The organism is Staphylococcus sp. GDX8P114P-2 (assembly GCF_017892945.1).
GTDB classification, from domain to species: domain Bacteria; phylum Bacillota; class Bacilli; order Staphylococcales; family Staphylococcaceae; genus Staphylococcus; species Staphylococcus arlettae.
The window spans coordinates 145,368-172,290 of the sequence record NZ_JAESMB010000008.1 but is presented as its reverse complement, the minus strand read 5'-3'; the positions used below and the strand labels follow the sequence as shown (position 1 = coordinate 172,290).

29 protein-coding genes, 1 other RNA gene and 1 pseudogene are annotated in these 26,923 nt (G+C 31.7%); 26 read left to right on the top strand and 5 right to left on the bottom strand.

Annotated features, from left to right (window positions below; translation table 11 throughout):
- Positions 1 to 160: 160 nt before the first annotated feature.
- The 16 genes from KA845_RS03930 to KA845_RS03855 all read left to right on the top strand — a co-directional run bounded on the left by KA845_RS03930 (position 161) and on the right by KA845_RS03855 (position 15,312).
- Positions 161 to 1,189, top strand: coding sequence for a sugar-binding transcriptional regulator (locus KA845_RS03930; protein ID WP_002510534.1), 1,029 nt, complete (start codon positions 161 to 163; stop codon positions 1,187 to 1,189).
- Between the two features lie 40 nt (positions 1,190 to 1,229).
- Positions 1,230 to 2,237: a type I glyceraldehyde-3-phosphate dehydrogenase gene (gap, locus tag KA845_RS03925; protein WP_002510533.1), complete on the top strand. Its 1,008-nt coding sequence runs from the start codon at positions 1,230 to 1,232 to the stop codon at positions 2,235 to 2,237.
- Between the two features lie 133 nt (positions 2,238 to 2,370).
- Positions 2,371 to 3,561: a phosphoglycerate kinase gene (locus tag KA845_RS03920; RefSeq protein ID WP_002510532.1), complete on the top strand. Its 1,191-nt coding sequence runs from the start codon at positions 2,371 to 2,373 to the stop codon at positions 3,559 to 3,561.
- Between the two features lie 71 nt (positions 3,562 to 3,632).
- Positions 3,633 to 4,394: a triose-phosphate isomerase gene (gene tpiA, locus KA845_RS03915; RefSeq protein WP_002510531.1), complete on the top strand. Its 762-nt coding sequence runs from the start codon at positions 3,633 to 3,635 to the stop codon at positions 4,392 to 4,394.
- Position 4,395: 1 nt separating this feature from the next.
- Complete coding sequence (gene gpmI, locus KA845_RS03910; protein ID WP_002510530.1) at positions 4,396 to 5,919, top strand: 2,3-bisphosphoglycerate-independent phosphoglycerate mutase; 1,524 nt, start codon at positions 4,396 to 4,398, stop codon at positions 5,917 to 5,919.
- Between the two features lie 194 nt (positions 5,920 to 6,113).
- On the top strand, positions 6,114 to 7,418 hold the full coding sequence (gene eno, locus KA845_RS03905; RefSeq protein WP_002510529.1) for a surface-displayed alpha-enolase: 1,305 nt from the start codon (positions 6,114 to 6,116) through the stop codon (positions 7,416 to 7,418).
- 160 nt (positions 7,419 to 7,578) lie between these two features.
- Positions 7,579 to 8,040, top strand: coding sequence for a hypothetical protein (locus KA845_RS03900; RefSeq protein ID WP_002510528.1), 462 nt, complete (start codon positions 7,579 to 7,581; stop codon positions 8,038 to 8,040).
- Positions 8,041 to 8,108: 68 nt separating this feature from the next.
- Positions 8,109 to 8,342 (top strand): preprotein translocase subunit SecG, encoded by a 234-nt coding sequence (gene secG / locus KA845_RS03895; RefSeq protein ID WP_002510527.1) that lies wholly within the window; start codon positions 8,109 to 8,111, stop codon positions 8,340 to 8,342.
- A 134-nt stretch (positions 8,343 to 8,476) separates the two neighbouring features.
- Entirely contained in the window at positions 8,477 to 9,217 is a 741-nt protein-coding gene (locus KA845_RS03890; protein WP_210127795.1) for an alpha/beta hydrolase, read from the top strand.
- A 36-nt stretch (positions 9,218 to 9,253) separates the two neighbouring features.
- Entirely contained in the window at positions 9,254 to 11,641 is a 2,388-nt protein-coding gene (rnr, locus tag KA845_RS03885) for a ribonuclease R (RefSeq protein ID WP_021459123.1), read from the top strand.
- 22 nt (positions 11,642 to 11,663) lie between these two features.
- The gene (gene smpB / locus KA845_RS03880) at positions 11,664 to 12,128 is read left to right on the top strand and encodes an SsrA-binding protein SmpB (RefSeq protein WP_021459122.1); all 465 of its coding nucleotides are present in this window, start codon (positions 11,664 to 11,666) and stop codon (positions 12,126 to 12,128) included.
- A gap of 101 nt (positions 12,129 to 12,229) precedes the next feature.
- Positions 12,230 to 12,590: a transfer-messenger RNA gene (ssrA, locus tag KA845_RS03875) on the top strand.
- Positions 12,591 to 12,723: 133 nt separating this feature from the next.
- Positions 12,724 to 12,912: a hypothetical protein gene (locus KA845_RS03870; protein ID WP_021459121.1), complete on the top strand. Its 189-nt coding sequence runs from the start codon at positions 12,724 to 12,726 to the stop codon at positions 12,910 to 12,912.
- 364 nt (positions 12,913 to 13,276) lie between these two features.
- The gene (locus KA845_RS03865) at positions 13,277 to 13,492 is read left to right on the top strand and encodes a hypothetical protein (RefSeq protein ID WP_021459120.1); all 216 of its coding nucleotides are present in this window, start codon (positions 13,277 to 13,279) and stop codon (positions 13,490 to 13,492) included.
- 463 nt (positions 13,493 to 13,955) lie between these two features.
- A complete protein-coding gene (locus KA845_RS03860; RefSeq protein ID WP_002510522.1) occupies positions 13,956 to 14,519 on the top strand; it encodes a GNAT family N-acetyltransferase in 564 nt (187 codons plus the stop codon).
- Between the two features lie 355 nt (positions 14,520 to 14,874).
- The gene (locus tag KA845_RS03855) at positions 14,875 to 15,312 is read left to right on the top strand and encodes a GNAT family N-acetyltransferase (protein ID WP_021459119.1); all 438 of its coding nucleotides are present in this window, start codon (positions 14,875 to 14,877) and stop codon (positions 15,310 to 15,312) included.
- A gap of 82 nt (positions 15,313 to 15,394) precedes the next feature.
- Here the strand turns inward: KA845_RS03855 and KA845_RS03850 are convergent, their stop codons facing one another.
- From KA845_RS03850 to KA845_RS03840, 3 genes are all read right to left on the bottom strand, one after another.
- On the bottom strand, positions 15,395 to 15,748 hold the full coding sequence (locus tag KA845_RS03850; protein ID WP_002510520.1) for a DUF3969 family protein: 354 nt from the start codon (positions 15,746 to 15,748) through the stop codon (positions 15,395 to 15,397).
- 423 nt (positions 15,749 to 16,171) lie between these two features.
- Positions 16,172 to 16,525, bottom strand: coding sequence for a DUF3969 family protein (locus KA845_RS03845; protein ID WP_002510519.1), 354 nt, complete (start codon positions 16,523 to 16,525; stop codon positions 16,172 to 16,174).
- Positions 16,525 to 17,007: a hypothetical protein gene (locus KA845_RS03840; protein WP_021459118.1), complete on the bottom strand. Its 483-nt coding sequence runs from the start codon at positions 17,005 to 17,007 to the stop codon at positions 16,525 to 16,527. The genes KA845_RS03845 and KA845_RS03840 overlap by 1 nt, the downstream gene beginning before the upstream one ends.
- Before the next feature lie 399 nt (positions 17,008 to 17,406).
- Between KA845_RS03840 and KA845_RS03835 the strand changes: the two genes are divergently transcribed.
- Positions 17,407 to 17,838 (top strand): GNAT family N-acetyltransferase, encoded by a 432-nt coding sequence (locus KA845_RS03835; RefSeq protein WP_210127794.1) that lies wholly within the window; start codon positions 17,407 to 17,409, stop codon positions 17,836 to 17,838.
- Between the two features lie 179 nt (positions 17,839 to 18,017).
- Positions 18,018 to 18,191 carry a VraH family peptide resistance protein gene (locus KA845_RS03830; RefSeq protein ID WP_021459116.1) on the top strand — a complete coding sequence of 58 codons (174 nt, stop codon included), beginning with the start codon at positions 18,018 to 18,020 and terminating at the stop codon, positions 18,189 to 18,191.
- Positions 18,192 to 18,600: 409 nt separating this feature from the next.
- On the opposite strand, the gene KA845_RS03825 is transcribed toward KA845_RS03830, so the two are convergent.
- A complete protein-coding gene (locus KA845_RS03825; protein ID WP_002510400.1) occupies positions 18,601 to 19,026 on the bottom strand; it encodes a hypothetical protein in 426 nt (141 codons plus the stop codon).
- 442 nt (positions 19,027 to 19,468) lie between these two features.
- On the opposite strand from KA845_RS03825, the pseudogene KA845_RS13150 reads away from it, so the two are divergent.
- The 7 genes and pseudogenes from KA845_RS13150 to KA845_RS03790 all read left to right on the top strand — a co-directional run bounded on the left by KA845_RS13150 (position 19,469) and on the right by KA845_RS03790 (position 25,034).
- A pseudogene (locus KA845_RS13150) lies at positions 19,469 to 19,987 on the top strand (DUF3885 domain-containing protein).
- A 208-nt stretch (positions 19,988 to 20,195) separates the two neighbouring features.
- On the top strand, positions 20,196 to 20,681 hold the full coding sequence (gene isaB / locus KA845_RS03815) for an immunodominant staphylococcal antigen IsaB family protein (protein ID WP_021459114.1): 486 nt from the start codon (positions 20,196 to 20,198) through the stop codon (positions 20,679 to 20,681).
- 254 nt (positions 20,682 to 20,935) lie between these two features.
- On the top strand, positions 20,936 to 21,277 hold the full coding sequence (locus tag KA845_RS03810; protein WP_103388086.1) for a hypothetical protein: 342 nt from the start codon (positions 20,936 to 20,938) through the stop codon (positions 21,275 to 21,277).
- A 112-nt stretch (positions 21,278 to 21,389) separates the two neighbouring features.
- Positions 21,390 to 21,839 carry a GNAT family N-acetyltransferase gene (locus KA845_RS03805; RefSeq protein ID WP_002510405.1) on the top strand — a complete coding sequence of 150 codons (450 nt, stop codon included), beginning with the start codon at positions 21,390 to 21,392 and terminating at the stop codon, positions 21,837 to 21,839.
- A 119-nt stretch (positions 21,840 to 21,958) separates the two neighbouring features.
- The gene (locus KA845_RS03800) at positions 21,959 to 22,324 is read left to right on the top strand and encodes a DoxX family protein (RefSeq protein WP_002510406.1); all 366 of its coding nucleotides are present in this window, start codon (positions 21,959 to 21,961) and stop codon (positions 22,322 to 22,324) included.
- A gap of 843 nt (positions 22,325 to 23,167) precedes the next feature.
- Positions 23,168 to 24,442, top strand: a complete 1,275-nt coding sequence (locus tag KA845_RS03795) for a cation:dicarboxylate symporter family transporter (protein ID WP_002510407.1) — start codon at positions 23,168 to 23,170, stop codon at positions 24,440 to 24,442.
- A gap of 121 nt (positions 24,443 to 24,563) precedes the next feature.
- Entirely contained in the window at positions 24,564 to 25,034 is a 471-nt protein-coding gene (locus KA845_RS03790; RefSeq protein ID WP_002510408.1) for a GNAT family N-acetyltransferase, read from the top strand.
- A gap of 291 nt (positions 25,035 to 25,325) precedes the next feature.
- Here KA845_RS03790 and KA845_RS03785 read toward each other — a convergent pair whose 3' ends face one another.
- Positions 25,326 to 25,475: a hypothetical protein gene (locus KA845_RS03785; protein WP_021459112.1), complete on the bottom strand. Its 150-nt coding sequence runs from the start codon at positions 25,473 to 25,475 to the stop codon at positions 25,326 to 25,328.
- A 590-nt stretch (positions 25,476 to 26,065) separates the two neighbouring features.
- On the opposite strand from KA845_RS03785, the gene KA845_RS03780 reads away from it, so the two are divergent.
- A complete protein-coding gene (locus KA845_RS03780) occupies positions 26,066 to 26,878 on the top strand; it encodes an oxidoreductase (protein ID WP_002510409.1) in 813 nt (270 codons plus the stop codon).
- Positions 26,879 to 26,923 lie beyond the last annotated feature (45 nt).

Genomic DNA, 26,923 nt, shown 5'->3' with positions numbered 1-26,923 from the left:
CATTCATTTTAAAGGGGTAGTTCTTATGCTTGCAATTCTCTAGATATAGTAGTAGTATTGCAATTGTAAATGGTTATATTTTTTTGTCCCACTAGGGACGGAAAAAGTCAACCTATGGTTGTAAGATGACCCTTTATTTTGGAATTGGAGGAGGATAGTAGTGAAAGACTTGATAAATATTCAACAGAAGTTAGTGCCTGAAATTGTTGAAAAAATGTATCGTCGTTTTTCTATATTAACTACTATCGCTAAAAATCAACCTGTAGGTAGACGAAGTTTAAGTGAGTATATGGATTTAACAGAGCGGGTATTGCGTTCCGAAACAGATATGTTAAAGAAGCAAGAACTTATCAAAGTTAAACCAACAGGAATGGAAATTACAGCTGAAGGTGAACTGACAATACAACAATTAAATAGTTATTTTAATGTGTATTCAGATAGTCATCATTTAGCACAAGGCATTAAAGAGCAATATGGTATTCGCGATGTTTATGTGATACCTGGTGATACAGATAATGAGCGTTCCGTTAAAATTGAGTTAGCAAGACAAGCTGGTCAATTATTGGAAAATAGTCTGTATGAAAATTCAGTTGTATCAGTTACGGGTGGTTCCACAATGGCTTATGTCAGTGAAGCTATGCATCAACAACCATACAATGTCTTTTTTGTTCCAGCTCGAGGTGGTCTCGGTGAAAATGTTGTGTATCAGGCAAACACCATTGCTGCAAGCATGGCTCAGCAAACAAATGGTGAATATACCACACTTTATGTACCGGATAATGTAAGTGAAACAACGTATAATACATTATTAAATGAACCATCAGTAATTCATACACTTGAAAAAATTAGAGAATCAAATATTACAATTCACGGTATTGGTGATGCGCTGAAAATGGCTAAAAGACGCCAGTCTCCGCAAGAAATTGTGGATAAACTTCAACATCATAATGCCGTCGGAGAAGCATTTGGTTATTACTTCGATGATCGAGGCGATGTAGTGCATAGAGTTAAAACAATTGGACTACAGTTAGAAGACCTTGAGTCAAAAAGGTTTATTTTTGCCGTCGCTGGGGGTAAGTCAAAAGGAGAAGCAATTAAAGCTTACCTATCAATTGCCCCTGCCAACACTGTATTAATTACAGATGAAGGTGCGGCAGAAGTTATTTCAGATTATAGTAATAAAAAGTGATTTCACTTTTTAAATATCATTTTTAAAGGAGGCCATTATAATGGCAGTTAAAGTAGCAATTAATGGTTTTGGTAGAATCGGTCGTTTAGCATTTAGAAGAATTCAAAACGTTGATGGAATCGACGTTGTAGCAGTAAACGACTTAACAGATGATGAAATGTTAGCACACTTATTAAAATATGACACTATGCAAGGACGTTTCACAGGAGAAGTTGAAGTAGAAAATGACGGTTTCCGTGTAAATGGTCAAGAAGTTAAATCATTCTCAGAACCAGATCCAAATAAATTACCATGGGGCGACTTAGATATCGATGTTGTTTTAGAATGTACTGGTTTATTCGCAGACAAAGATAAAGCATCAGCTCATATCGACGCAGGTGCGAAAAAAGTATTAATCTCTGCTCCAGCATCAGGTGATTTAAAAACAATCGTATTCAACACTAACCACAATGAATTAGATGGTTCTGAAACAGTTGTATCAGGTGCTTCATGTACTACTAACTCATTAGCTCCAGTTGCTAAAGTATTAAACGATGACTTCGGTTTAGTAGAAGGTTTAATGACTACTATCCATGCTTACACTGGTGACCAAAGCACACAAGACGCTCCTCACAGAAAAGGTGACAAACGTCGTGCGCGTGCAGCTGCTGAAAACATTATTCCTAACTCAACAGGTGCTGCTAAAGCAATCGGTTTAGTTATTCCTGAAATCGATGGTAAATTAGATGGTGGCGCTCAACGTGTACCAGTAGCTACTGGTTCATTAACTGAATTAACAGTTGTATTAGACAAAGAAGTAACTGTTGAAGACGTTAATAGTGCAATGAAAAATGCTTCAAACGAATCATTTGGTTACACTGAAGACGAAATCGTTTCTTCTGACGTAATCGGTATGACTTACGGTTCATTATTCGATGCTACACAAACTCGTGTAATGACTGTTGGTAACCAACAAATGGTTAAAGTAGCAGCTTGGTATGACAATGAAATGTCTTACACTGCACAATTAGTTCGTACTTTAGAACAATTAGCATCACAAGCTAAATAATTTTAGTTTAAATATTAATTTAGCAAGCTTGTTGTGCTGTTAAATTTTAACTATAAGCTTAGGAGTAAGCGGGGAGCACAAACGCTTCTCCGCTTATTTTACTGTATTGTCCCATTAAAAGGAGGTAGTTTAAATGGCTAAAAAAATCGTTTCTGATATAGAATTAAAAGGTAAAACTGTACTTGTTCGTGCTGACTTTAATGTTCCTATGAAAGATGGAGAAATTACTGACGATAACCGTATCGTTCAAGCCTTACCGACAATTAATTACATTGTTGAACAAGGTGGTAAAATCGTCTTATTCTCACACTTAGGAAAAGTAAAAGAAGAAAGTGATAAACAAGAATTAACATTAAAACCTGTAGCCGAAGCATTATCAACAAAATTAAATAAAAACGTGGTTTTTGTTCCTGAAACACGTGGAGAACAATTAGAACAAGCTATTCAAGAATTAAATGAAGGCGATGTACTATTAGTCGAAAATACTCGTTTTGAAGATGTTGATGGTAAAAAAGAATCAAAAAATGATGCTGAATTAGGTAAATATTGGGCTTCATTAGGCGATGTTTTTGTAAATGATGCGTTTGGTACAGCACATCGTGAACATGCATCTAACGTAGGTATTGCAGCTAATTTAGAAACAGTAGCAGGTTTCTTAATGGAAAAAGAAATTAGATATATCGGTGGCGTTGTAGAAAACCCTGATAAGCCTGTAGTAGCTATCCTTGGTGGTGCGAAAGTTTCAGACAAAATAGGTGTGATTACTAACCTATTGAAAATCGCTGATAAAGTACTTATTGGTGGTGGCATGTCTTATACGTTCTTTAAAGCACAAGGTAAAGAAATTGGCTTATCATTATTAGAAGAAGATAAAGTCGATTTTGCTAAAGAATTACTTGAGCGTGCTGGTGACCAAATCGTTTTACCAGTTGATTGTAAAATCGCTAAAGAATTTTCAAATGATGCTGAGATTACGGTAGTATCAACAGATGACATTCCTGCTGATCAAGAAGCGATGGATGTTGGTCCTAAAACTGTCGACTTATTTAAAGAACAACTACAAGGTGCTCATACTGTAGTATGGAATGGACCTATGGGTGTCTTCGAATTGAGTAACTTTGCTAAAGGTACAATTGGTGTCTGTGAAGCAATCGCTGAATTAAAAGATGCAAATACTATTATTGGTGGCGGCGATTCAGCAGCTGCAGCAATTTCATTAGGCTATGCAGATGATTTCAGTCACATTTCAACAGGTGGCGGAGCATCTCTAGAGTATCTTGAAGGTAAAGAATTACCTGGCGTTGTAGCAATTGCCAATAAATAAATTCCGCACTAAGTATGACTGATAGTTATATTAAAGGATAATTATAAATCAATTAATAGGAGTGTATTGTAATGAGAAAACCAATTATTGCTGGTAACTGGAAAATGAACAAAACAGTTCAAGAAGCTAAAGATTTTATCAATGAATTACCAACATTACCAGATACTAATGAAGTTGAATCAGTAATCTGTGCACCAACAATTCAATTAGATGCTTTAGTATCATTAGTAAATGAAGGGAAAGCACAAGGATTACAAATCGGTGCGCAAAATGCATATTTTGAAGATAATGGTGCATTTACTGGCGAAACATCACCAGTAGCATTAGCAGATTTAGGTGTGAAATTTGTTGTTATTGGACATTCAGAACGTCGTGACATTTTCCACGAAACTGATGAAGAAATTAACAAAAAAGCACATGCAGTATTTAACCACGGCATGACTCCAATCATTTGTGTAGGTGAAACAGATGAAGAACGTGAAAGTGGTAAAGCAAATGAAGTTGTAGGTAATCAAGTGAAAAAAGCTATTGAAGGTTTATCAGACGAACAATTGAAACAAGTTGTAATTGCTTATGAACCAGTATGGGCAATTGGAACAGGTAAATCATCTACAGCTAAAGATGCAAATGAAATGTGTGCATTTGTAAGAACAACAATCGCTGATGCTACAAGCCAAGACGTAGCAGACGCAACTCGTATTCAATATGGTGGTAGTGTGAAACCTAACAACATTAAAGAATACATGGCTGAAACAGATATCGACGGCGCATTAGTAGGTGGAGCATCTCTTAAAGTCGACGATTTTGTACAATTGTTAGAAGGTGCTAAATAATATGGCTAAACAACCAACTGCATTAATCATTTTGGATGGTTTTGCAAATCGTGAAAGTGAACATGGAAATGCTGTCAAACTAGCTAACAAACCGAACTTTGATCGTTATTTTGACCAATATCCAACGACACAAATCGAAGCAAGTGGTTTGGATGTAGGACTTCCAGAAGGCCAAATGGGTAATTCAGAAGTTGGTCATATGAATATTGGTGCTGGACGTATTGTCTATCAAAGCTTAACTCGTATTAACAAGTCTATTGAAGACGGTGACTTTTTTGACAATGAAGTGTTAAATAATGCTATAACACACGTACAAGATAATAATTCTGCGCTACATGTCTTTGGATTATTGTCAGATGGTGGTGTGCACAGTCATTACAAACACTTATTTGCAATATTGGAATTAGCTAAAAAACAAGGTCTCGATAAAGTATATGTTCATGCATTTTTAGATGGACGTGACGTTGATCAAAAATCAGCATTAAAATTTATCGAAGACACAGAAGCTAAATTTGCAGAAATTGGTATCGGTCAATTCGCATCTATTTCAGGTCGTTATTATGCAATGGATAGAGACAAGCGTTGGGACCGTGAAGAAAAAGCATATAATGCGATTCGCAACATTGATGGACCAACATTTGCTACTGCAAAAGAAGGTGTCGAAGCAAACTATGCTAAAGACCTTACTGATGAATTCGTAGAACCATTTATTATTGCTGACCAAAACAATGGTGTGAATGATGGAGATTCAGTGATTTTCTTCAATTTCCGTCCAGACAGAGCTGCACAGCTTTCTGAAGTATTCACAAATAAAGTATTTGATGGTTTTAAAGTAGAACAAGTGAAAGACTTATACTATGCTACTTTTACAAAATACAATGATAATGTTGCGGCAGAAATTGTCTTTGAAAAAGTAGATTTAACAAATACTATCGGTGAAGTAGCACAAGATAACGGTTTAAAACAATTACGTATTGCTGAAACTGAAAAATTCCCACACGTGACTTACTTTATGAGTGGTGGACGTAATGACGAATTTGAAGGGGAACGTCGACGCTTAATCGATTCACCTAAAGTTGCAACGTATGATTTAAAACCTGAGATGAGTGCTTATGAAGTAAAAGACGCTTTAATCGAAGAGTTAAACCAAGGTGATTTAGATTTAATTCTATTGAACTTTGCGAATCCAGATATGGTTGGACATAGTGGAATGTTAGAACCTACAATCAAAGCAATTGAAGCTGTAGATGAATGTCTAGGAGAAGTCGTAGATAAAATTATCGACATGGGTGGTCATGCGATTATTACAGCAGATCATGGTAACTCAGACATGGTACTAACTGACAACGATGAACCTATGACAACACATACAACTAACCCAGTACCAGTTATTGTTACTAAAGAAGGTGTCACATTACGTGAAACAGGTCGCTTAGGTGACTTAGCACCAACATTATTAGATTTATTAAATGTTCAACAACCAGAAGATATGACTGGTGAAACGTTAATCAATCATTCTAAATAACAGTAAGAAAACAACCAAGATTTAAGAATAATAAGCTATGACTATCTTCTTAGATAAGGTAGTCATATGACTTGTTTTCATAATCACAGTTTGTTTCAATAATTAAATTATTTTATATTTACGTTGAATCAAGCTATAATGAAAGTGCAAAAATAAAAACTCTAAACTACTTAGGAAAAAGGAGATTAACAAACATGCCAATTATTACAGATGTTTATGCTCGCGAAGTCTTAGACTCACGTGGTAATCCAACAGTTGAAGTTGAAGTATTAACTGAAAGTGGTGCATTCGGACGTGCATTAGTACCTTCAGGTGCTTCTACAGGTGAACACGAAGCAGTTGAATTACGTGATGGAGATAAATCACGTTATTTAGGTAAAGGTGTTACTAAAGCTGTAGAAAATGTAAATGAAATTATTGCACCAGAAATCGTTGAAGGTGAATTCTCAGCTTTAGATCAAGTATCTATTGATAAAATGATGATTCAATTAGACGGTACTGAAAACAAAGGTAAATTAGGAGCAAACGCTATTTTAGGTGTATCTATCGCTGTAGCGCGTGCAGCTGCTGATTTATTAGGACAACCACTTTATAAATATTTAGGTGGATTTAACGGTACAGAATTACCAGTTCCAATGATGAATATCGTAAATGGTGGTTCTCACTCAGACGCACCAATCGCATTCCAAGAATTTATGATTTTACCAGTAGGCGCTGCTACATTTAAAGAATCATTACGTTGGGGCGCAGAAATCTTCCACAACTTGAAATCAATCCTTAAAAACCGTGGTTTAGAAACTGCAGTAGGTGACGAAGGTGGCTTTGCACCTAAATTCGAAGGTACTGAAGATGCAGTAGAAACTATTTTAGAAGCAATTAAAGCAGTAGGCTTAGAGCCAGGTAAAGATGTATTCTTAGGCTTTGACTGTGCTTCATCAGAATTCTTTGAAGATGGCGTATATAATTATGCTAAATTCGAAGGTGAAAACGGTTCGAAACTTACTGCTGAACAGCAAGTTGATTACTTAGAAGAATTAGTTAATAAATATCCAATCATTACTATTGAAGACGGTATGGATGAAAACGATTGGGACGGCTGGAAAGTTCTAACTGATCGTATTGGTGACCGTGTACAATTAGTAGGTGACGATTTATTCGTTACAAATACTGTTAAATTAGAAGAAGGTATCGAAAAAGGAATTGGTAACTCAATCCTTATCAAAGTTAACCAAATCGGTACATTGACTGAAACATTTGAAGCTATTGAAATGGCTCAAAAAGCTGGATACACAGCTGTAGTTTCTCACCGCTCTGGTGAAACAGAAGATACAACAATTTCTGATATTGCAGTTGCTACAAATGCAGGTCAAATCAAAACTGGTTCATTATCAAGAACAGACCGTATTGCGAAATACAACCAATTATTACGTATCGAAGATGAATTATTCGAAACAGCTAAGTTCAAAGGACTTAAAGCATTCTATAATTTATCTAAATAATATAGCTTAAATTAAATGAGTTCACGCGGATAAACACGTAGGTCAATCGACTTACGTGTTTATTTTTGCATCAATATGGAAAGTTTCTATCAGAATAATTCATCTTTAACTTTGAAACTGATATAATAAAGTATGGAAATATCTTAAGGAGTACTTGGAAATGGATGAAAATCAAAAGTCTAGAGTAACAAAGACAGCACACTTTATCGCATATAGTTCGCTAATATTGGCAATACTTTCTGCTATTCACAATTTCATAGTTTTAGATGATAGTGTAGTGCGACAATTGTTGACAAATAGTGGGCAAAAAGCGACTGACAATGCAATTGGTACTATCCGTAATAGTTTTCAATACACAGGTGTTATGTATGTATTAGCATATTTAGCAGGTATTATAGCTATTTGGAATCGTCACACGTATTTATGGTGGTTTATGTTTGCGGCATTCACGACTAATGTTTTATATAATTTGATTAATGTTTCTGTAGTCTTACAAGCTATCAGTGATGCTAAGTCAGTATTAAGTACTTTACCACTGATTATTGTGTTAGTTGCTTCTACGCTTATCGCAATATATATGTTAGTAGTATCAATCAAACGAAAAAGTACGTTTAATCGATAGGTATTTGATAAAATAGACGAACGTGTGATATAATGCGTTTTGTATATAATGAATGGAGGACAATGTTTATGCACTCGTTAATAATAGTTCTATTAATTATAGATTGTATTGCATTAGTAACTGTTGTATTACTCCAAGAAGGAAAAAGTAATGGACTTTCTGGCGCAATTAGTGGTGGTGCAGAGCAGTTATTTGGTAAACAAAAGCAACGCGGTGTCGATTTATTCTTGCATAGATTAACAATTGTATTGTCTATCATTTTCTTCTTGTTAATGTTAGGCATAACATATTTGGGTATATAAGGTCCGACAATGTTAAAGTCGGGCTTTTTTATTTATAATAGTACTTGAGAAGCTAAACAGCTCATCATGATGATAAAACATAAAGTGCCAAGGTGGCAAAACTATGTGACATGACAGTGAAAGGATTGAACAAAATGCAAATTAAACTTCCAGAACCTTTCTTATTTGAAGAAAGTAATCGTGCTGTTTTATTATTACATGGCTTTACTGGTAACTCTGCAGATGTTAGACAGATGGGGCGTTTCTTACAAAAACAAGGTTATACTTGTTATGCACCTCAATATGAAGGACATGCAGCTCCCCCAGAAGAAATTTTAAAGTCCAGCCCACATGTTTGGTATAAGGATGCCTTGGATGCATACGATTATTTAGTCGATAAAGGCTATGATGAAATTGCGGTAGCAGGTATATCACTAGGTGGGTGTTATGCATTAAAAATAAGCTTAAATCGAGATGTAAAGGGTATTGTAACCATGTGTTCGCCTATGTACATTAAGACTGAAGGTTCTATGTTTGAAGGTGTATTAGATTATGCACGTACCTTTAAAAAGTATGAAGGTAAACATGCTTCAACGATAGAAGCTGAAATGTCCGCTTTCAAACCAACTGAGACATTGAAAGAATTACAAGGACAAATTCAAGATGTACGCGATCATGTTGATGAAGTGATGGATCCAATCTTTGTAGCACAAGGCGAATTGGATCAAATGATTAATACTGATTCAGCTAATATTATATACAATGAAAGCGAATCGGATGATAAAACAATAAAATGGTATGCCAACTCTGGTCATGTCATTACTATTGATAAAGAAAAAGAACAACTTTTTGAAGATGTTCTCAAGTTTTTAGAATCGTTAGATTGGTCTGAATAATTATTTTAAAATTAAAATATAGAAAGGAGGGGCATGATGAATTTAAAGCAATCTATTGAAACAATCATTAAACAACCTGACTATGAACCAATGTCAGTGTCAGATTTCCAAGATGCATTAGGTTTAAGCAGTGCCGACTCATTTAGAGATTTAATAAAGGTGCTAGTTGAACTAGAACAAACTGGTTTAATAGAAAGAACTAAAACAGATAGATACCAAAGAAAAGTAGCTTCGAAACAAAAAACGAAGGCATTATTAAAAGGTAAGCTAAGCCAAAATAAAAAAGGATTTGCCTTTCTACGCCCAGAAGATAGTGAAATGGATGATATCTTTATTCCACCTACTAAGATTAACAGAGCGATGGATGGTGACACGGTCCTTGTAGAAGTACAAAACTCACGTGGTGAACATAAAGGGAAAACTGAAGGTGAAGTAAAATCTATAGAAACACATTCAGTTACACAAGTAGTAGGTACTTACAGTGAAGCACGTCACTTCGGCTTTGTGCTACCAGATGATAAACGTATTATGCAAGATATCTTTATTCCTAAAGGTCAAAATTTAGGTGCTATTGATGGTCATAAGGTGTTAGTACAAATTACTAAATACGCTGATGACAATTCTAATCCAGAAGGTCATGTTTCTGCTATTTTAGGACACAAGAATGATCCAGGTGTAGATATTTTATCTATTATTTATCAACATGGTATAGAAATTGAATTTCCTGATAAAGTGTTAGAAGAGGCAGAAGCAGTACCAGATGAAATTAAACCGTCAGAAATTACTGGTAGACGTGATTTACGAGATGAACTCACTATAACGATTGACGGTGCAGATGCAAAAGACTTAGATGATGCGATTAGTGTGCAGCAATTATCTAATGGTAATACTCAATTAACGGTTAGTATTGCGGATGTTAGTTACTATGTCACTGAAAATTCCGCATTAGATAAAGAAGCATATGATCGTGCTACAAGTGTCTATTTAGTAGATAGAGTAATACCGATGATTCCACATCGTTTAAGTAATGGTATTTGTTCATTGAATCCAGATGTAGACCGCTTAACATTAAGCTGTCGTATGGAAATAGATGAGCATGGAGATATCGTTAATCATGAAATATTCGATAGTGTTATCCATTCTGATTACCGTATGACCTATGATGCAGTAAACGAAATAATAACAGATAAAAATGAAGCTACACGTAACAAATATAGCGAAGTAACACCAATGCTAGATTTGGCTCAAGATTTGTCACAACGTTTTATCCAAATGCGTAAACGTCGTGGTGAAATTGATTTTGATATAAATGAAGCTAAAGTGTTAGTTAATGAGGAAGGTCTACCTACCGATATTCAAGTGCGTAATCGTGGAGAAGGTGAACGATTAATTGAATCATTTATGTTAGCTGCTAACGAAACTGTAGCAGAACATTTTGATAAGTTAGATGTACCATTTATTTATCGTGTACATGAGCAACCAAAATCAGATAGATTACGCCAATTCTTCGATTTTATTACGAATTTCGGCTTGATGATTAAAGGTACAGGAGAAGACATCCATCCTTCAACATTACAAAAAATTCAACAAGAAGTAGATGGTTTACCAGAACAAATGGTTATCTCTACCATGATGTTAAGATCAATGCAACAAGCACATTATGATGACACCAATTTAGGTCATTTTGGTTTGTCAGCAGAATATTATACACATTTCACGTCACCTATACGTCGTTATCCAGATTTAACTGTACACCGTCTCATTCGTAAGTATTTAATCGATAATGCAATGGACGAAAAAGAGTTAAGAAAATGGGAAGATAGCTTACCAGAAATTGCAGAACATACATCTCAAAGAGAACGTCGTGCGATTGAAGCCGAACGTGACACAGATGAACTGAAGAAAGCAGAATTTATGGTACAGCATATTGGTGATGAATTTGAAGGTATTATTAGTTCTGTTGCTAACTTTGGTATGTTCATTGAATTACCAAATACCATTGAAGGTATGGTTCACGTAGCTAACTTAACGGATGACTATTATCACTTCGATGAGCGCCAAATGGCGATGATTGGTGAACGCCAAGCAAAAGTGTTCCGTATTGGTGATGCAGTGAAAATTAAAGTTATCCATGTTGATGTGGATGAACGCATGATTGATTTCCAAATCGTAGGTATGCCATTACCTAAAAATGAACGTAGTCAAAGACCAGCACGTGGTAAAACAATTCAAGCTAAAACACGTGGTAAGTCATTAGATAAGTCAAAAGATGATCGTCAGCAAGGTAAAGGTAATAAAAAGAAAAAATCACGTAAAGGTAAAAACCAGCGTAATCGTGATAGCCAAAAAAGTGGTAACACTAAACACAAACCGTTTTACAAAGATAAAAAAGTCAAAAACAAAGCACGTAAAAAGAAAAAATAAATCAGCGAAGAGGTGAAACTCAATGCCAAAGAAAAAATCACCAGGTACATTAGCAGAAAATCGTAAAGCCAGACATGATTATAATATTGAAGATACGATTGAAGCGGGCATTGTGTTACAAGGAACAGAGATTAAATCCATTCGTCGTGGTAGTGCCAACTTAAAAGATAGCTATGCACAAGTAAAAGGTGGAGAAATCTATCTGCAAAATATGCATATTGCGCCTTATGAAGAAGGCAATCGCTTTAACCATGATCCACGACGTTCACGAAAATTACTATTACACAAACGTGAAATTATTAAATTGGGTGAACGTACGCGTGAGATTGGATATTCTATTGTTCCATTAAAACTTTATTTAAAACACGGTAACTGTAAAGTCTTATTAGGTATTGCACGTGGTAAGAAAAAATATGATAAACGTCAAGCTTTAAAAGAAAAAGCAGTGAAACGTGACGTAGATAGAGCAATGAAAGCCCGTTATTAAGCTAATCTATTGCTAAAGTAAGCAATTTTTGGTAATATTAAATGTACTTTCTGTAAAACATAAGGTAGTAGTGATATACAGGAAGTACATTCATTCATCGAGGGGACGTTTATGGATTCGACAGGGGTCCCCAGAGCTCATTAAGCGTGTCGGAGGGTTGTCTCCGCAACAACACACACAGTTTATAATAACTGGCAAAGAAAACAATAATTTCGCAGTAGCTGCCTAATCGCACTCTGCATCGCCTAACAGTGTCGCCTATGCACTGTTAACGCGATTCAACCTTAGTAGGCTACGCTAAACACTGCCGTTTGAAGTCTGTTTAGAAGAGATTTAATCAAACTAGCGTAATGTTGGTTGTCTATTACCTCTCATTACGCGAAATTGACTAATAGACTACACACGTAGAAAGATGTGTATCAGGACCTTTGGACGCGGGTTCAACTCCCGCCGTCTCCACTACATAGCTCTCAACCGTCAAGGTTGAGAGCTTTTTTGATTTTAAATAAGGAAAGCAATGACAAATAATAGTTTTTCTATAAATAGTCAAGGTGGAAACTTCGCTAGTATCTCTTTTAGGAAATTAGTTTAAGGAATGAGATACTTTAAATCTAATGGCAGTAACAAGCCATTTAAGACGATTGATAAGTTACAAGAAGTACTTCATCATAAGCGATTAGAGCGTAATAAGCAGCATGAAAAAGAGAACGAAGTCACATTTCAAAACTTTGTAGTAGAAGTTAAAAAATCATTAAATAACGAACGTGAGGAGCTAATTGTATAATTGGAAATTTAAACAATGTGGATTTTCCTATATTAGAACGTTATATGCGCAATTATATGGTATGTCTTACACTATCGTCCTAAAATTAGGTAACAGGTATTATCACAATATAACTATTAGTCACAGCTAAAAGTATGACTTAACAATCGAATTGAATTGAAAGTTATTCGGTAGTGTTTATGTACAAATGAGGTTTAGTAAGTTCGCACAGGTGTATTATAAAAATGGTGACAACCATTACAACGTGGAAAATAACTCACTTTAATAAGTGGAGTGTTTTTCGTTCTGTGAGAGCGTCTTTGTTGCGTTGAGAAGTGGTTAATTGGATAATCGTAACTATAATGTTTACATGGGGTGAGTGTAATTGAAGGAAATTTTTGTTTTTATAATAGAAATGAATGACGGTAATATTTTTCGTGAGTATGTAGAAAATGTTTGGAAAATAGATGAAAGTATAGCTTTAAAACGTTTTGAAAAAGCGATTAAAAAACATCATTACTTTTATTTAAAAGAAAGTGATAGATATATTAAGGTTAGTAATATAAGCACAATAAAAATAGAAATTATAAGGAATTCTTAGGATAATGTATTTAAGATAACCGTCAATAAACAAATTTTTAACTTTTACCTTTAAACCATATTGAGAAACAAATGAATCAGCAGATGATTTCAAAGTAAAAAATAAAACACCTTATATGATAAGTGTAATAAAGTTCCAAGCGCTTTTTAACATCTTCTAAAATTTCATCCAAAAAACAAAAGTTATAATTCGTATCTGTATTTTTGTTCTTAAATAATTGTACTATTAAAATACACAAAAAGTTGCTAATTTGTGATTTAATCAAAATCAGGTTTTCACAACTAATCATCGTAGTGATTTATTTTAAGTAACAAAAATGGAAGTGTATCCGATTGATTAAGGGTAAAGACTTATGTGCTTGCCTTATTTATTATGATATTGTGTAAGTAAATTATTCTGATCTTAACGTCAATAAAGAAATTGAAATAGAGTGAAATTAAATTATAAAAATGGAGGAGATTTATTGAATTTTCAAGATTATAATTTTAGCACTGATCGTTTGATTATAAGACCATTAGACTTTTCGGATTATGATTCTTGGCTTTTAAGTTTTTCTGAAAGGGAAGAGTCAAAGTATAGACATGATAAAGGCAAAATAGATTTAACTGATAGAAATAAAAAGTGGTTTAATAATTTCGTGGACAATCATAGAAAATTATTTGAAAACGATGAGATGTATATTTTTTCTATTTTCGATAAAAAAGGGAAGCATCTAGGAATGATTGATATAGTTACTATTGAGCGTGAAAACTTTCAATGGGGTGAATGTGGTTTTTATATACATAATCAATTTTGGAACAATGGTTTTGCCTACGAATCGATGTTAAAAGTTTTGGAAATTGCTAATAAAGAATTAGGGTTTCATAGGCTTGAAGCACATGTGAATTTAGATAATAAACCTTCCTCAAATTTGTTAAAAAAACTAGGATTTGAGTTTGAATGTACTAGAAAAGGCTTTATATATGAATTTGGAGAATGGACAGATAATCATATATATTTTATGAATTTACATGATGAAGAACTTTGATTTTGAAACAATTGGAAAAGTGACCTATTACAAAAGTTAAATGACTCATTAATTAATCAATGAGTCATTTAGTAAACCCTATATTAAAAATACGAGACTTATATTTACAAATTTGATTCATAGTCACAAAATTTATATTTGATATGAAGAAAATGCAATAGTTAAATTGGGTTTGAAAGATATTGTGGAGATAAAATAATCATATTTTTAATAAGCAGGTATATTTGGATAAATTTAGGTTACTCATTTTTCTATATAGCAGATATTATTTATATGCATTTATGTTAGAATATTCTGTGAATTATAGATTTGAATTAGAGTAATTTGTTGGCTATAGAGAAATGGAGGTATAACTATGAACATTAGAAAAATTCATGCGGTTGATTATAATGATTGTGCTAAAAATTTAGTCGCAGCATATGCTGGTCCGCCATGGAATAATAAATGGACTGAAAATGAAGCATTACTTAGAATTGAAGCAACAATGAGTGGGTTTAACTCAAGAGGATACGTTGTTGAAGAAAAGGGGAAAATAATAGCTATGTGTCTAGGTAGAATTGATTATTATTTTAGTGGTTTAAATCAATTTTGTATAGATGAATTCAATGTAATACCTTCCCAACAAAAATTGGGTATTGGGAAACAATTAATAAGCTATGTCTCCGATGCAATGAAACGGGAAAATATAAATACTATTTTCTTAATTACAGGTGGAGAACTATCGTCAAAATTTTATGAAAAAAATGGATTCATAAAAACAACTGATGGGATTATGATGGAACTTGTATTATGATATAGAAAGAAAACATTATTATTGAAGTTATGTATTAAGTAAAATATATAGGGCACAGTAGTGTGCCCTTAAATTCAATGTATTATTCAGGTGAAATTTCTTTCTTTATAATAAATTCAGTCAACTTCTCTTCTGTAAATTCAACATTTTTATATTCTACCAATAATTTTTCGGTTTGTTTGATTAGTCGATTCGTTTCTTTTTCGACAGAAATATTAAAAGTTTCAAAATTTTCTAATTCTGTACCTTCATGTACTAAGTCGATGATATCTTGTCGAACATTGTATTTTTTTAGCTCTCCCATAATATATGGGCTGAAAAACATGCGTTCAGCATTTTCTATACTTATTAACCCTAGATTTACTTGCTTAAATAATCCATATATTGTAATTAGTGAAAATTTTTCAATTTCTAATTTGTTTTCAAATGCAATCATTAAAATTGACTCCATCTATTTTTAGTTTTTACATCAAATACATAGCCATTTTGTATACTTTAACTCATCTACCAGATTCGATTTTCCGCAAATCTCTAAGCAACGGTTTATTGTTTACAGTAGTATGTTTGGTTCCATTTTGAACTGGTTTAAATCCTGATGGGTATTTTGGAGCATATTTTATATTATTATTGTATATATAAGGTTTAGATACACATTACCAACACTCGTGAAAAGGGAGTGTTAAAGTAGATGAAATAATAAAAGCTCTAGTGATTTTATTAACATACAAATCACCAGAAGCTTTTAAAACAACTTAGATTGTGGCACATCATTGTCCTAGACCGAAAGCGAAACAACAAAGAAGATAAGTAATTCACTTTTCAAAGTCCGTTAATTCGATCTACCCTTAAATTCAAAGTATTATTCCGGTGGATTTTTTTTCATTATAATAAATTCAGTCAACATTTTTTCTGTAAATTCAATATTCTTATATTGTAATAATAATGCTTCGGTTTGTTTGATTAATCGATCAGTTTCTATTTCGACAGAAATATTAAAAGTTTCAAAATTTTCTAATTCTGTACCTTCATGTACTAAATCTATGATTTCTTGTCGAACATTGTAATTTTCTAATTCTTCCATGATATAAGGTGTAAAAAATATACACTCCGCATCATCTATACTAATTAACCCTAGATTTACTTGCTTAAATAATCCATATATCGTTATGAGTGAAAATTTTTCAATTTCTAATTTGTTTTCAAACGCAATCATTAAAATTGACTCCATCTATTTTTAGTTTTTACATCAAATACATAGCCAGATTTACTTTGAAAGTAATGAACAGAAACCTTTTTTCCTTTTACATAGCCATTTTTGTATACTTTAACCCATCTACCAGATTCGATTTTCCGCAAATCTTTGAGCAACGGTTTATTGTTTACAGTGGAATGTTTTGTTCCATTTTGAACTGGTTTAAATCCTGCTGGGTATTTTGGAGCATATTTTATACTTTTATACGCCTTCATCCCATGTTTAATAATGAACCTAACTATCCCATTTCGATTTTCATAGTGTTGTGTCGATTTTACAGGAACATAATCTGGTAAATTATCCTGTTCAGCTTGATTTATACTTTCGTCTAAAGTTCCAATCGAATCAACATCTTCATATTCATTTCCAAGCACTGAAATGGGGGAAGAAATAAATGTAATTAATAGTATTAAAACTAAAAAAGATATAAATTTATTTCTCAATTTATAGAAACATCTCCTAATATATAATTGTTTATATATTAGCGTGGTAATAAATCAAAATTGAAGTCTAATGTGCAATAAGGTAAAAAATAATAACTTAAGAAGTAAAAAAGCGTTTGTTCTAGCCTTGATACTACTAAAATAACCACACATGTTAATGTATGGCTGTTTTAGTAGTATATATACAAATGGAGTATTATATTTATGAGCAAACAAATTGAAAGACTGTATAAGTAAATATTGACTAAATAGCAATCGTTATATAATATGTGCTTTAATATAAGCGTTATATAAATAGAAAACCTATTGGTATATTGCAGCTTCAAACAGACACAGACATAGAGTTAAATAAAATTTAAAAACTAGTCGTAAATATTAAATTAAGACTAGGGGGAAAATATGAATCTTTCAAAAATAGCACTTCTGGAAAAAGATTATCAAAAAGCATTAGAAATATGGGAAAGCTCTGTTACTGCAACCCATGATTTTTTAAAAGAAAAAGATAGATTGGAATTTAAATCTGAAATTCCAAAGTATTTTAAACGTGTCGAAGTCTATTTATGGTTTGAAAATGATGAACCAATTGGTATTTCAAGTACAAACGAACAAAACTTAGATATGTTATTTATAGATCCTAAATATTTTAAAAAAGGATACGGTACAAAAATACTTCAATATCATATTCAAGAAAATAAAGTTCAATACGTCGATGTATATAAAGATAATCATAACGCAGTAAATATTTATATCAAAAATGGATTTAAAAAATATAAAGAATCACAAACCGACGAACATGGTAAAGACTATCCTATATTACACCTTAAATTATAAATTATTACATGATGATACTAATATAAAACCCACCTAAATGATGAACTGACCCCAATTAGTGGGAATAAAATAAAAACACTTTATATAATGCCTTGTTAATGGGGTTTTTATGATGTCAGATTTTATGATAATGTATATATATAAAATAAAGTTGACCAAAATATAAGAGGGCGATTGTTATGAGTATAAAAGAAATGTGGCATTATTTATTAAATAAAAAGTGGGAATCTAATGATATTTGGTTGTTAATTTTATATGTGCTAATTGCAAGTTGTTTTGTAATACCTTTGTTAGGTATACCAATTGGTATGATTGCATTCTTAATACTAAATGAAAATGTCTTGAAAAAATAATCGGTTAATATGGTGTAGAGAAATAAATAAGCAATACCCCATTGAGAAAGGTAGTGTTTTTATATGGCTAAGTATTTTACTACTAAAAAATAGCTAAATACTTGTTTGCTATATTAATAATTTTACGCCCAATAGTGATTAATATCTTTGATTTGGATAGGTCACTTACGGTTCAAATTACAATTGATAGTATATTTATAATCATTGGTCTCATAATTCTTTTCTTAAATTATTATTTCCATAAAAGAGGAAACAACAACTAATACAAATGAATTTAAAATTGCACATAGTAAAGCAAACATTGAAGGTGTAATTAATGTTTTAAATGTTAATACTTAAATATAAAATACTTTATGCAAACTAAAATAAAAGAGCAATGAATTTTAAGATTCATTGCTCTTTTTATTTATTAATGGTCTAGAAATTTAATAGTTAGTTTATTATTTGGATCCTTTTCAATAACTTTTTGGGCAATTGATTTGAGATCCTGCTTATTAATAATATCGAAGTCTGGTTCGTCTATAATTTTTAAAAACTCAACTAAAAGGTTGTAATCTTCAAAATTAGAAAGTTCTAATGATTGCCAATAATGATAATATGCTAAATCATAAGCATGATCTATATAATTAAAGTGGAAATGATAAATACTGGCAACCATTTCATGGTATTCAATAGTATTAACTTGGTTAGCAAGCGTTGATAAATAAAGTGCTATTTTTTCATCAGAAATATCATTTGACATAAAATATATCAAAACTTCATCAATATCATTATTTTCTAATATATTTTGAAGTTCACTTGGTAATAAATTTATTAATATATTAATGCTTTTCATAAGGCTCACTCAACCTTTCGATATATATTTGAGAAAAAAATGACTTGTACAATTAAGTATAGAACGTAATTTTCAAAAGGAAAGTGACTCTTTTATCTATGTAATTAAAAAGTAAAGAAAAACTATAAATTAGTATAATACAGCGATTGCTTTTGTTAATGAATTATTAAATAATATTAACAAGTAGAATAAGTAAATGTGAGAAACTTGCAACATTCAAGGGTTCAATATCTAAATGGATATTTCAAAGAGCTATTGCAAGTCATTGGTGAATTGATGGAAATTAAAAAATGCTTATGGAGAAATTAAAGTAGCTTTAGATAAAACGGAGGAAAAAATGATTCAATTACCTATTTAAAAAAAGGAGTTTTTTCGAGATAAGTTAACATTTGATGTAGATCTTACTGAAGGGCTTTATCAATTTGTAGAGAGACCTGAACATATTAGCGTCGATTATTTTTCAGAATATAATCCTTTGTATTTTGAAACAGTAAATAGAAATGCTATTGATATATTTAATTATTTGTTTTCAAATTATAAAAAATTAATCTTCGTTACAGCCATTATGTCTTTTGACAACATACCAAAAGAGCGAACTAATTTTATGTCGAAATACATTAGAAATCATCATAAATGAAAGTATCGTTTACATAGATAAGCATTTAAAAATGATATGAGTATTGACGAGGATTTTGTAAATTGTGAATATTATGTTGTAGAGATAGATAAAAAAGATTTACGTCACCAATATTTAATTCAAAGTATCGCTAATCTTGATTTTCCGGAGAGAACACCAAATATCAATAAAAGGTGGAAATGGCTAGATTTTTTTATTATAAGTGAAGACCAGAATATTACATTTTTCATGCACGATGATACAGGTATAGGTGTTCAATTTAAAAATAAACATGATTATGAAAATTTTAAAAATAAATTCGGTTATTTAAAATATGAAGTATGATAGAAAACTAAGTTACTTTTGGCAATTGATAGTTTTTAGTTTAATAGTCATTAGACAGTTGAATAGGTAAGAAAAGATATAGTTAAGACAAGCACATCAGTGTTTGTCTTTTTTAATACACCTTGAATTTAGTTGACTTATTGCAATATAGATGTAACATTACAATTGAGTCGAGTATGATTCAAAATTCATACAGGGAGTGTTTAATATGAATAATGTGTCAAAGGTTTTGTTATCGTGCGGCTTCGTATTTAGTACAGCTATAGGTGCAGCAGCCATTTATTCACATCAACCACATGCCCAAGCAGCAGAAACGCCTCATTATAACTTTACTGGTTATACGTCTGCTAACAGTGAATTTATTTTGGATGAAGATTTTATTAACGCAATTAAACATGACAATTTAACTATGAATGGTTACAGCATCACTAAAGGAACTACAGATACAGTACAATTGGTAGATATTTACGATCAACAATTCTGTGAAAGAGGAGAAAATAACGCGGATTTTGTTCTTTTTGAGTTAGATGGTAAAACAGTGTCACAAAATGATTTATTAGAAGTATATGCTCCATCTGATGTTTATGAAACACCAGATGGGAATATGTATGAACGTGATTATAATGGAACATTGATTCAATTTTACGAAAATGATGGATATATAACTAAAGTAAAAATCCAGGCATATGAATAATTCAGGAATTCTAAATAGCTCATTAAAATTTAACTAGGGTAGGCACGACAGTGCTTACCTTAGTTTTTTGTTGGGGATAATATTAAGATTCAATGGTAGTTATGGTTGAAAATAATTGTTATATATTGATAAAAAACCAAATAATTTTATATTGTTCAAAATACAATTTTAATGATAGGCTATTGGTAACAACGTTGTACGCATTATAGTTATTAATGAGGTTTTAAGTTCAGTGATACAGAAAGGGGATAACTATGAAAAAAGTAAAATTAGTGGTAGGAACAAGTATTATAGCAGGAGCATTATTATTTAGTAATAATGTGGCTGATGGGTCACTTAATAAAGAAAAATTAACAGACGCTGCAGTTAAGACAGTTATTGAAAATACCAGTTATAAAGAAGGTGGCATAAATCATACTGAGAAAATAACAGATAAAGGTGATTTTTATGAGATTCCAGTTTACCAAACTAATGGTGTTGGTGGATTAAAAATTATAAAAATTAATAAAGAAAATGGTGCTATTCAATATGGAGATAATGATCTTAAAGATTTTGAATCAGCAGGTTCGTTAAATCTAGATAACTATGAAGATTAAAGGTGTTATGAGATTGATAAGGTAGAGGATTAAGTGTTAACTCTATTATTGTATGAGATAAATTTAATGAAACACCCTTAAACTTTGACATATTAAAAAGGGGTAGATTTGTGTGTTTGAAAAATTGAAATCTATAGATGATGCGCCATTTAATCTTTTATTATTAGCCGATCCATCTATGGATATGGTTTTAGAAAAGCTCAATAAAGGAGAATGTTTTCTTTATAAAGTGGAATCAGAAGTTATAGGTTGTTATGTATTGAATAGAGTTACAAGGAATAGAGTTGAACTTGTTAATATCGCTGTTAGTGAGAAAAACCAAGGATGTGGAATGGGTAAACAATTAATATTACATGCTTTCGACTATGCTAAAGAAAGTGGTTATAGTGAAATTGTGGTTGGTACAGGCAATTCTAGTATTGGACAAATCGCTTTTTATCAAAAAGCAGGGTTTAGAATGCTTGAGATAAATAAAGGTTTTTTTGAAAGACATTACAAGGAAAAAATTTATGAGAATGGAATTTTATGTAGAGATATGATTATGTTTTTGAAACAATTGTGAACGGATTTTAAGTTGTTAAATATAATACTGTTCGGGTTAGTAAACCAAATTGGTTTGATTAACTGGTGTGAGTCATCGTGTTACAATGAACTAAAAGTAATGTGAAGGGTGTTTTTAGAATGAAAATGGTATTTCGGTTGTTATATTCTTTGCTACTTATAATTGCAGGCATAGGGCACTTTACTAAAAAAGACGGCTTTGTAAGAACGGTTCCAGATATTTTGCCAGCTAAATCTTTTATCGTACAATTTACTGGAGTTCTCGAAGTTTTATTTAGTGTATTCTTGTGGATTAAAAAAGGTCAGGCAGTCACAAGTAAATTGTTAGCTACATTTATGATTGCGGTATTTCCTGCAAACGTCAATATGGCTATTAAAGAAATTCCATTTCAACCAGGTGCAAGTCCTAATAAAATAATTTTATGGTTAAGATTACCATTACAAATCCCATTAATAGTAGGTGCACTTAAATTAGGTAGAAAGTAAATTTCTGCAAAAATGCGATGGTTAATTAAAAATAGATGCTTGATAAAATAAACTGCAGCTCTCGACTTATATAGTTGAGAGCTGTTTATTGATGTTAGAGGTAAATTACCTTACTAAAAATGTAACTGATGTCAGTTTTACTGATAGCGTTTTAAACAAAATTGAAACTATAAAATATTATATAAAAAAGTGAAAATTTAACGTGTTATTATCATTTTGTTTGTGTAACAATAATATTTATTATATATTAGCAGTTCAGACATTAATTCTATCTATTTTCGGGGTAAGTATTACAGGTGCTTGCCCTTGTTTCAGGAACAATTTAATGTTGACTTACATATAATTCATTTTAAATAGAAAATTATAGTTTGAATTAATTAAAAATAATGTAAATTAGTGTTTTTATTTTACTATTCTGAATTTTATGATATTATACAGTTATATTTAGTTGATACATAGCAACTAAATAGACAATAATTTTTTGATTTTGTGCAGACGCCATTCTTATATTTAGAGTGGCGTTTTTATGATGATTTTCATGTATGGCTAAGAACTTCAATACATAATTTTGTACGTATTTATTAGCGGGTAAAAATGCTTAGCTTTCAATATAAAATAAGTAATGTTTTTATTAGTATAAATATGTAAAAAAATCAATAGATATTTTTAACAGACACTAAAATGTCAAAATTTAACATAGTTGTAATCAATTCAGAATTGCCAAAAATGTATTTATTATGATAAATTTAATTGATGTTAAAAACTGAGGGATGTATATTTATTGCATCTTTTGGTTTTTTCATTTTGTTTGTTATTTGTAAGCAAGAAAAAGGGGGTTAAATAGTGCGACTATTTAAGAAAATAAGTTTACCAATGCAAATAGTTATTGCTTTGGTACTTGGGGTTATTCTTGGCAGTATATTACATGGAAATAAGGACGTAATTAATTACATACAACCTATCGGAGATGTATTTATAAATTTAATTAAAATGATCGTTGTGCCGATTGTATTTTGTTCATTAGCATTATCTATTTCTAATGTTGGTGATACAAAAACGATTGGACGTTATGGTGGAAAGACTTTACTATATTTTGTTATTATGACAAGTTTTGCTATATTTATGGGACTTGTGTTTGGTAATTTATTTAAACCTGGTACAGGACTAAATCCAGATTTGTTACCTAAAGGTGATATTTCTAAATATGAAGAAACTGCGAAAGGTGCAGAAGAAACTACATATGGAAACCATCTAATCGATACAATTGTAAACATTATACCTACGAATATTTTTGATGCGCTTGCAACAGGAGAGTTATTACCTATAATTTTCTTCTCAGTATTCTTTGGTCTTGCTTTAGCTGCAATTGGCGAAAAAGCAGCTCCTGTAAAAGACTTTTTAGGCGGTGTATTAGAGGCAGTATTCTGGATGATTGGTAAAGTATTATTATTAGCGCCATTAGCTGTATTTGCATTTATTACAACAACAATCATTACATTTGGCTTATCAGCGCTAATTCCTTTATTCAAATTATGCCTAACTGTAGTAGTAGCTATGTTCTTCTTTATATTTGTAGTATTAGGCATTGTGTCTAGAATTTGTGGTGTTAAAATCACACAAATTATTAAATTATTGAAAAATGATTTAATGTTAGCATTTTCAACTGCAAGTTCTGAAGCTGTACTACCTACAGTTATGAGAAAAATGGAACGTTTCGGTGTGCCAAGAGATATCGCATCATTTGTATTGCCTACAGGTTATTCCTTTAACCTAGATGGTGCTGCTATGTATCAATCAATTGCAGCTCTATTCGTAGCGCAATTATATGGTGTAGATTTAAGCATACCAGAACAAATTATTTTAATGGTTACGTTAATGTTAACTTCAAAAGGTATGGCAGGTGTGCCTGGAGCTTCAATCGTTGTATTATTAACAACATTGGGTTCAGTAGGATTAAATCCTCAAGGCCTTGCACTAATTATTGGCGTAGACCGTATTTTAGAAATGTTACGTACTTGTGTAAATGTATTAGGTAACTCTGTAGCGTCTATCTATATTGCTAAGACTGAAGGCGTTTACGATAAAAAAGAAGGTCAAGAATATTTGAAAACGATTTAATTTAAGCTGTGAAAAAGACGACGAAAATGTCGTCTTTTTTTTGTGTTAAACAGTTGATAATTGCTACTTTTTATAGTAAATTTATGTGCTGATATTTCTTTAAAAAAGGAGCAATTTAAAAATGGAGATGAGAATCGCAAATAAAAATGATATAGAAACAATTATTGAATTAAGAAAAGCTCAATTATTAGATCAAGGTATGTTACCAACGGTCAATATTGATGATAATATGAAACAATATTTCGAAGAAGTGTTTGAGAAGGAACATATATATCAAATATTTTTAATAGATAATGGAGAAATTGTATCTACAGGCGCTGTGGTTATTCAACAAATTCCACCAGCATATGATAATTACACTGGTCAAGAAGGTTATATAACAAATGTATATACGAAACAAGCATATAGAGGTTTAGGACTAGGAAAGCAAGTTATCGACCAATTAATAAAGCAATGTAAGATGTTAGATGTTAACGTAGTGAACTTAAAAGCATCAAGTGATGGTGCGCATTTATATTCAAAAATTGGCTTTTTCAACAATCCTACGTCTATGACGCTAGAATTAGCTGAAGATGATCAACAAGCAAATTAAACGTAATAAATAACAAAGCATGTATCCGTAAATCAACAGTGCAGTTACGAATACATGCTTTTTCTCTTTTTTATATTTAATGTTATTCATGTAATGGTTTGATATAGAACAATAGGTGGTATGTGATTAACAACACCTATAGAGTAATAATAATAATTTATGATTCAATTTGCAGCGCCACTTAACTGTGGCTTTTTTATGTTGTTAGACCTATTATGGTACGAACAAAAACTGGTGTAACACTTTCGTACAACGAGTTACACCAGTTAAAATGATACGTGATTTATTACACTAAAATTGATCATCTGAGCGATCTTCATCTGCCTCTTCGTGATCTACTCCTTCAAATTCGTCAAATTCTGTTGATGGATTAGCAACTAAAAAGCGAAATCCTAAAAAACTTAATATTGAGACAATACCAATTAATACGTACTTTTTCATAATTTTCCACCTTTGTTTTTAACAATAACTTATACAAAAGCTTTTAGCTCTATATCAATGTGAGGTTTTATTAATATATAAGACAATTTAGTAATGACTTGTTATAGAGTGTTATTTACAATATAACTTTTGGATAATTTATTATTTTATAATTTGTATTATACATTTGAGCTAGATATCGAACAATTATTTTAATGATTTATGTAAGCGATATAAATATGTATCGTAAGTACTATTATTCCACTGTGAAAGTAACATAAACATAATTCAGAATAATTCTCTATAAAAAACAGCTATTTTTATTAATAATTAAAATAGTAATTGTATTGTACCGTATATTTATTGATGTTGCTAGTAGATTTTGTAATTTTGTATTGCTGTAATGATCTTTACAATACTGTAATAAAGGAAGCTTAAAAATTAGTGGCACAAAGAATATAACTTGGGTGAGTTATAACATAATATTAAAATTATTTTACAGTAGGGTTATAATGCGACTGAATTATATGCAAATGCTATAATGCATCCATGAAAGATTTATTATTAAGTTATTAAAATGGGATGTAACAACTATAAAGGATGATTATAAAATGAAAGTAGTATTAATAACTGGTGCAAGTAGTGGTATAGGATTTGAAACTGCCAAATTACTTGCGCAAAAGGGGTATAAAGTTTATGGTGCTGCGCGTCGTGTCGAAGCGATGAAAGTATTAGAAAAATTCGGTGTCACACCAATTAAATTAGATGTTACAAATAATGACTCGATACACAATACGATTGATACATTAATTGAAAAAGAACATCGTATAGATGTGTTAATTAATAACGCAGGGTATGGTTCGTTTGGAGCAATTGAAGATGTAGAGGAAGAGGAAGCAAAAAGACAATTTGAAGTGAATCTATTTGCTGTTGCTAAGCTGATTAAATTAGTACTACCATATATGCGCCAACAACGTTACGGAAAGATTATCAATATTTCTTCAATGTCCGGAAAGATTCCAGCTTATTTAGGTGGTTGGTATAGTGCTACAAAGTATGCTTTAGAAGGATTTAGTGGTAGTTTACGGTTAGAAGTTTCTGATTTTGGAATAGACGTTGTACTTATAGAACCAGGTTCTGTTAAAACAGATTGGGCACTCATCTCTGCAGATAATTTAGAGCGTTCAGCACGTGGTGGCGCTTATGAAGTGACTGCGACAAAAATTGCTCAAGGTTTACGAAAACGATATGAGAAAGATATGATGTCTGATCCGGCAGTTATTGCAAAGTATATAGTGAAGTCAATTGAAAGTAAAAAAAGCAAAGCGCATTATCTAGTTGGATTTGCAGCAAAACCATTAGTTTTTTTACATGCTGTTTTACCAACTAAAATATTTGATGTGTTATTGAAAAAATTTAGTTAATTTTTCGAAAAGGTAAACAGTTGTTTGACATGTCCTACAAATACT

Coding starts and splice junctions, on each gene's coding strand:
- tpiA (WP_002510531.1), top strand. CDS start 3,633: ATGAGAAAACCAATTATTGCTGGTAACTGGAAAATGAACAAAACAGTT.
- KA845_RS03890 (WP_210127795.1), top strand. CDS start 8,477: ATGCAAATTAAACTTCCAGAACCTTTCTTATTTGAAGAAAGTAATCGT.
- secG (WP_002510527.1), top strand. CDS start 8,109: ATGCACTCGTTAATAATAGTTCTATTAATTATAGATTGTATTGCATTA.
- gpmI (WP_002510530.1), top strand. CDS start 4,396: ATGGCTAAACAACCAACTGCATTAATCATTTTGGATGGTTTTGCAAAT.
- KA845_RS03790 (WP_002510408.1), top strand. CDS start 24,564: ATGGAGATGAGAATCGCAAATAAAAATGATATAGAAACAATTATTGAA.
- eno (WP_002510529.1), top strand. CDS start 6,114: ATGCCAATTATTACAGATGTTTATGCTCGCGAAGTCTTAGACTCACGT.
- KA845_RS03845 (WP_002510519.1), bottom strand. CDS start 16,525: ATGATTGCGTTTGAAAACAAATTAGAAATTGAAAAATTTTCACTCATA.
- KA845_RS03855 (WP_021459119.1), top strand. CDS start 14,875: ATGAACATTAGAAAAATTCATGCGGTTGATTATAATGATTGTGCTAAA.
- KA845_RS03850 (WP_002510520.1), bottom strand. CDS start 15,748: ATGATTGCATTTGAAAACAAATTAGAAATTGAAAAATTTTCACTAATT.
- KA845_RS03825 (WP_002510400.1), bottom strand. CDS start 19,026: ATGAAAAGCATTAATATATTAATAAATTTATTACCAAGTGAACTTCAA.
- KA845_RS03830 (WP_021459116.1), top strand. CDS start 18,018: ATGAGTATAAAAGAAATGTGGCATTATTTATTAAATAAAAAGTGGGAA.
- isaB (WP_021459114.1), top strand. CDS start 20,196: ATGAATAATGTGTCAAAGGTTTTGTTATCGTGCGGCTTCGTATTTAGT.
- gap (WP_002510533.1), top strand. CDS start 1,230: ATGGCAGTTAAAGTAGCAATTAATGGTTTTGGTAGAATCGGTCGTTTA.
- rnr (WP_021459123.1), top strand. CDS start 9,254: ATGAATTTAAAGCAATCTATTGAAACAATCATTAAACAACCTGACTAT.
- KA845_RS03810 (WP_103388086.1), top strand. CDS start 20,936: ATGAAAAAAGTAAAATTAGTGGTAGGAACAAGTATTATAGCAGGAGCA.
- KA845_RS03835 (WP_210127794.1), top strand. CDS start 17,407: ATGAATCTTTCAAAAATAGCACTTCTGGAAAAAGATTATCAAAAAGCA.
- KA845_RS03780 (WP_002510409.1), top strand. CDS start 26,066: ATGAAAGTAGTATTAATAACTGGTGCAAGTAGTGGTATAGGATTTGAA.
- KA845_RS03920 (WP_002510532.1), top strand. CDS start 2,371: ATGGCTAAAAAAATCGTTTCTGATATAGAATTAAAAGGTAAAACTGTA.
- KA845_RS03900 (WP_002510528.1), top strand. CDS start 7,579: ATGGATGAAAATCAAAAGTCTAGAGTAACAAAGACAGCACACTTTATC.
- smpB (WP_021459122.1), top strand. CDS start 11,664: ATGCCAAAGAAAAAATCACCAGGTACATTAGCAGAAAATCGTAAAGCC.
- KA845_RS03800 (WP_002510406.1), top strand. CDS start 21,959: ATGAAAATGGTATTTCGGTTGTTATATTCTTTGCTACTTATAATTGCA.
- KA845_RS03870 (WP_021459121.1), top strand. CDS start 12,724: ATGAGATACTTTAAATCTAATGGCAGTAACAAGCCATTTAAGACGATT.
- KA845_RS03785 (WP_021459112.1), bottom strand. CDS start 25,475: ATGAAAAAGTACGTATTAATTGGTATTGTCTCAATATTAAGTTTTTTA.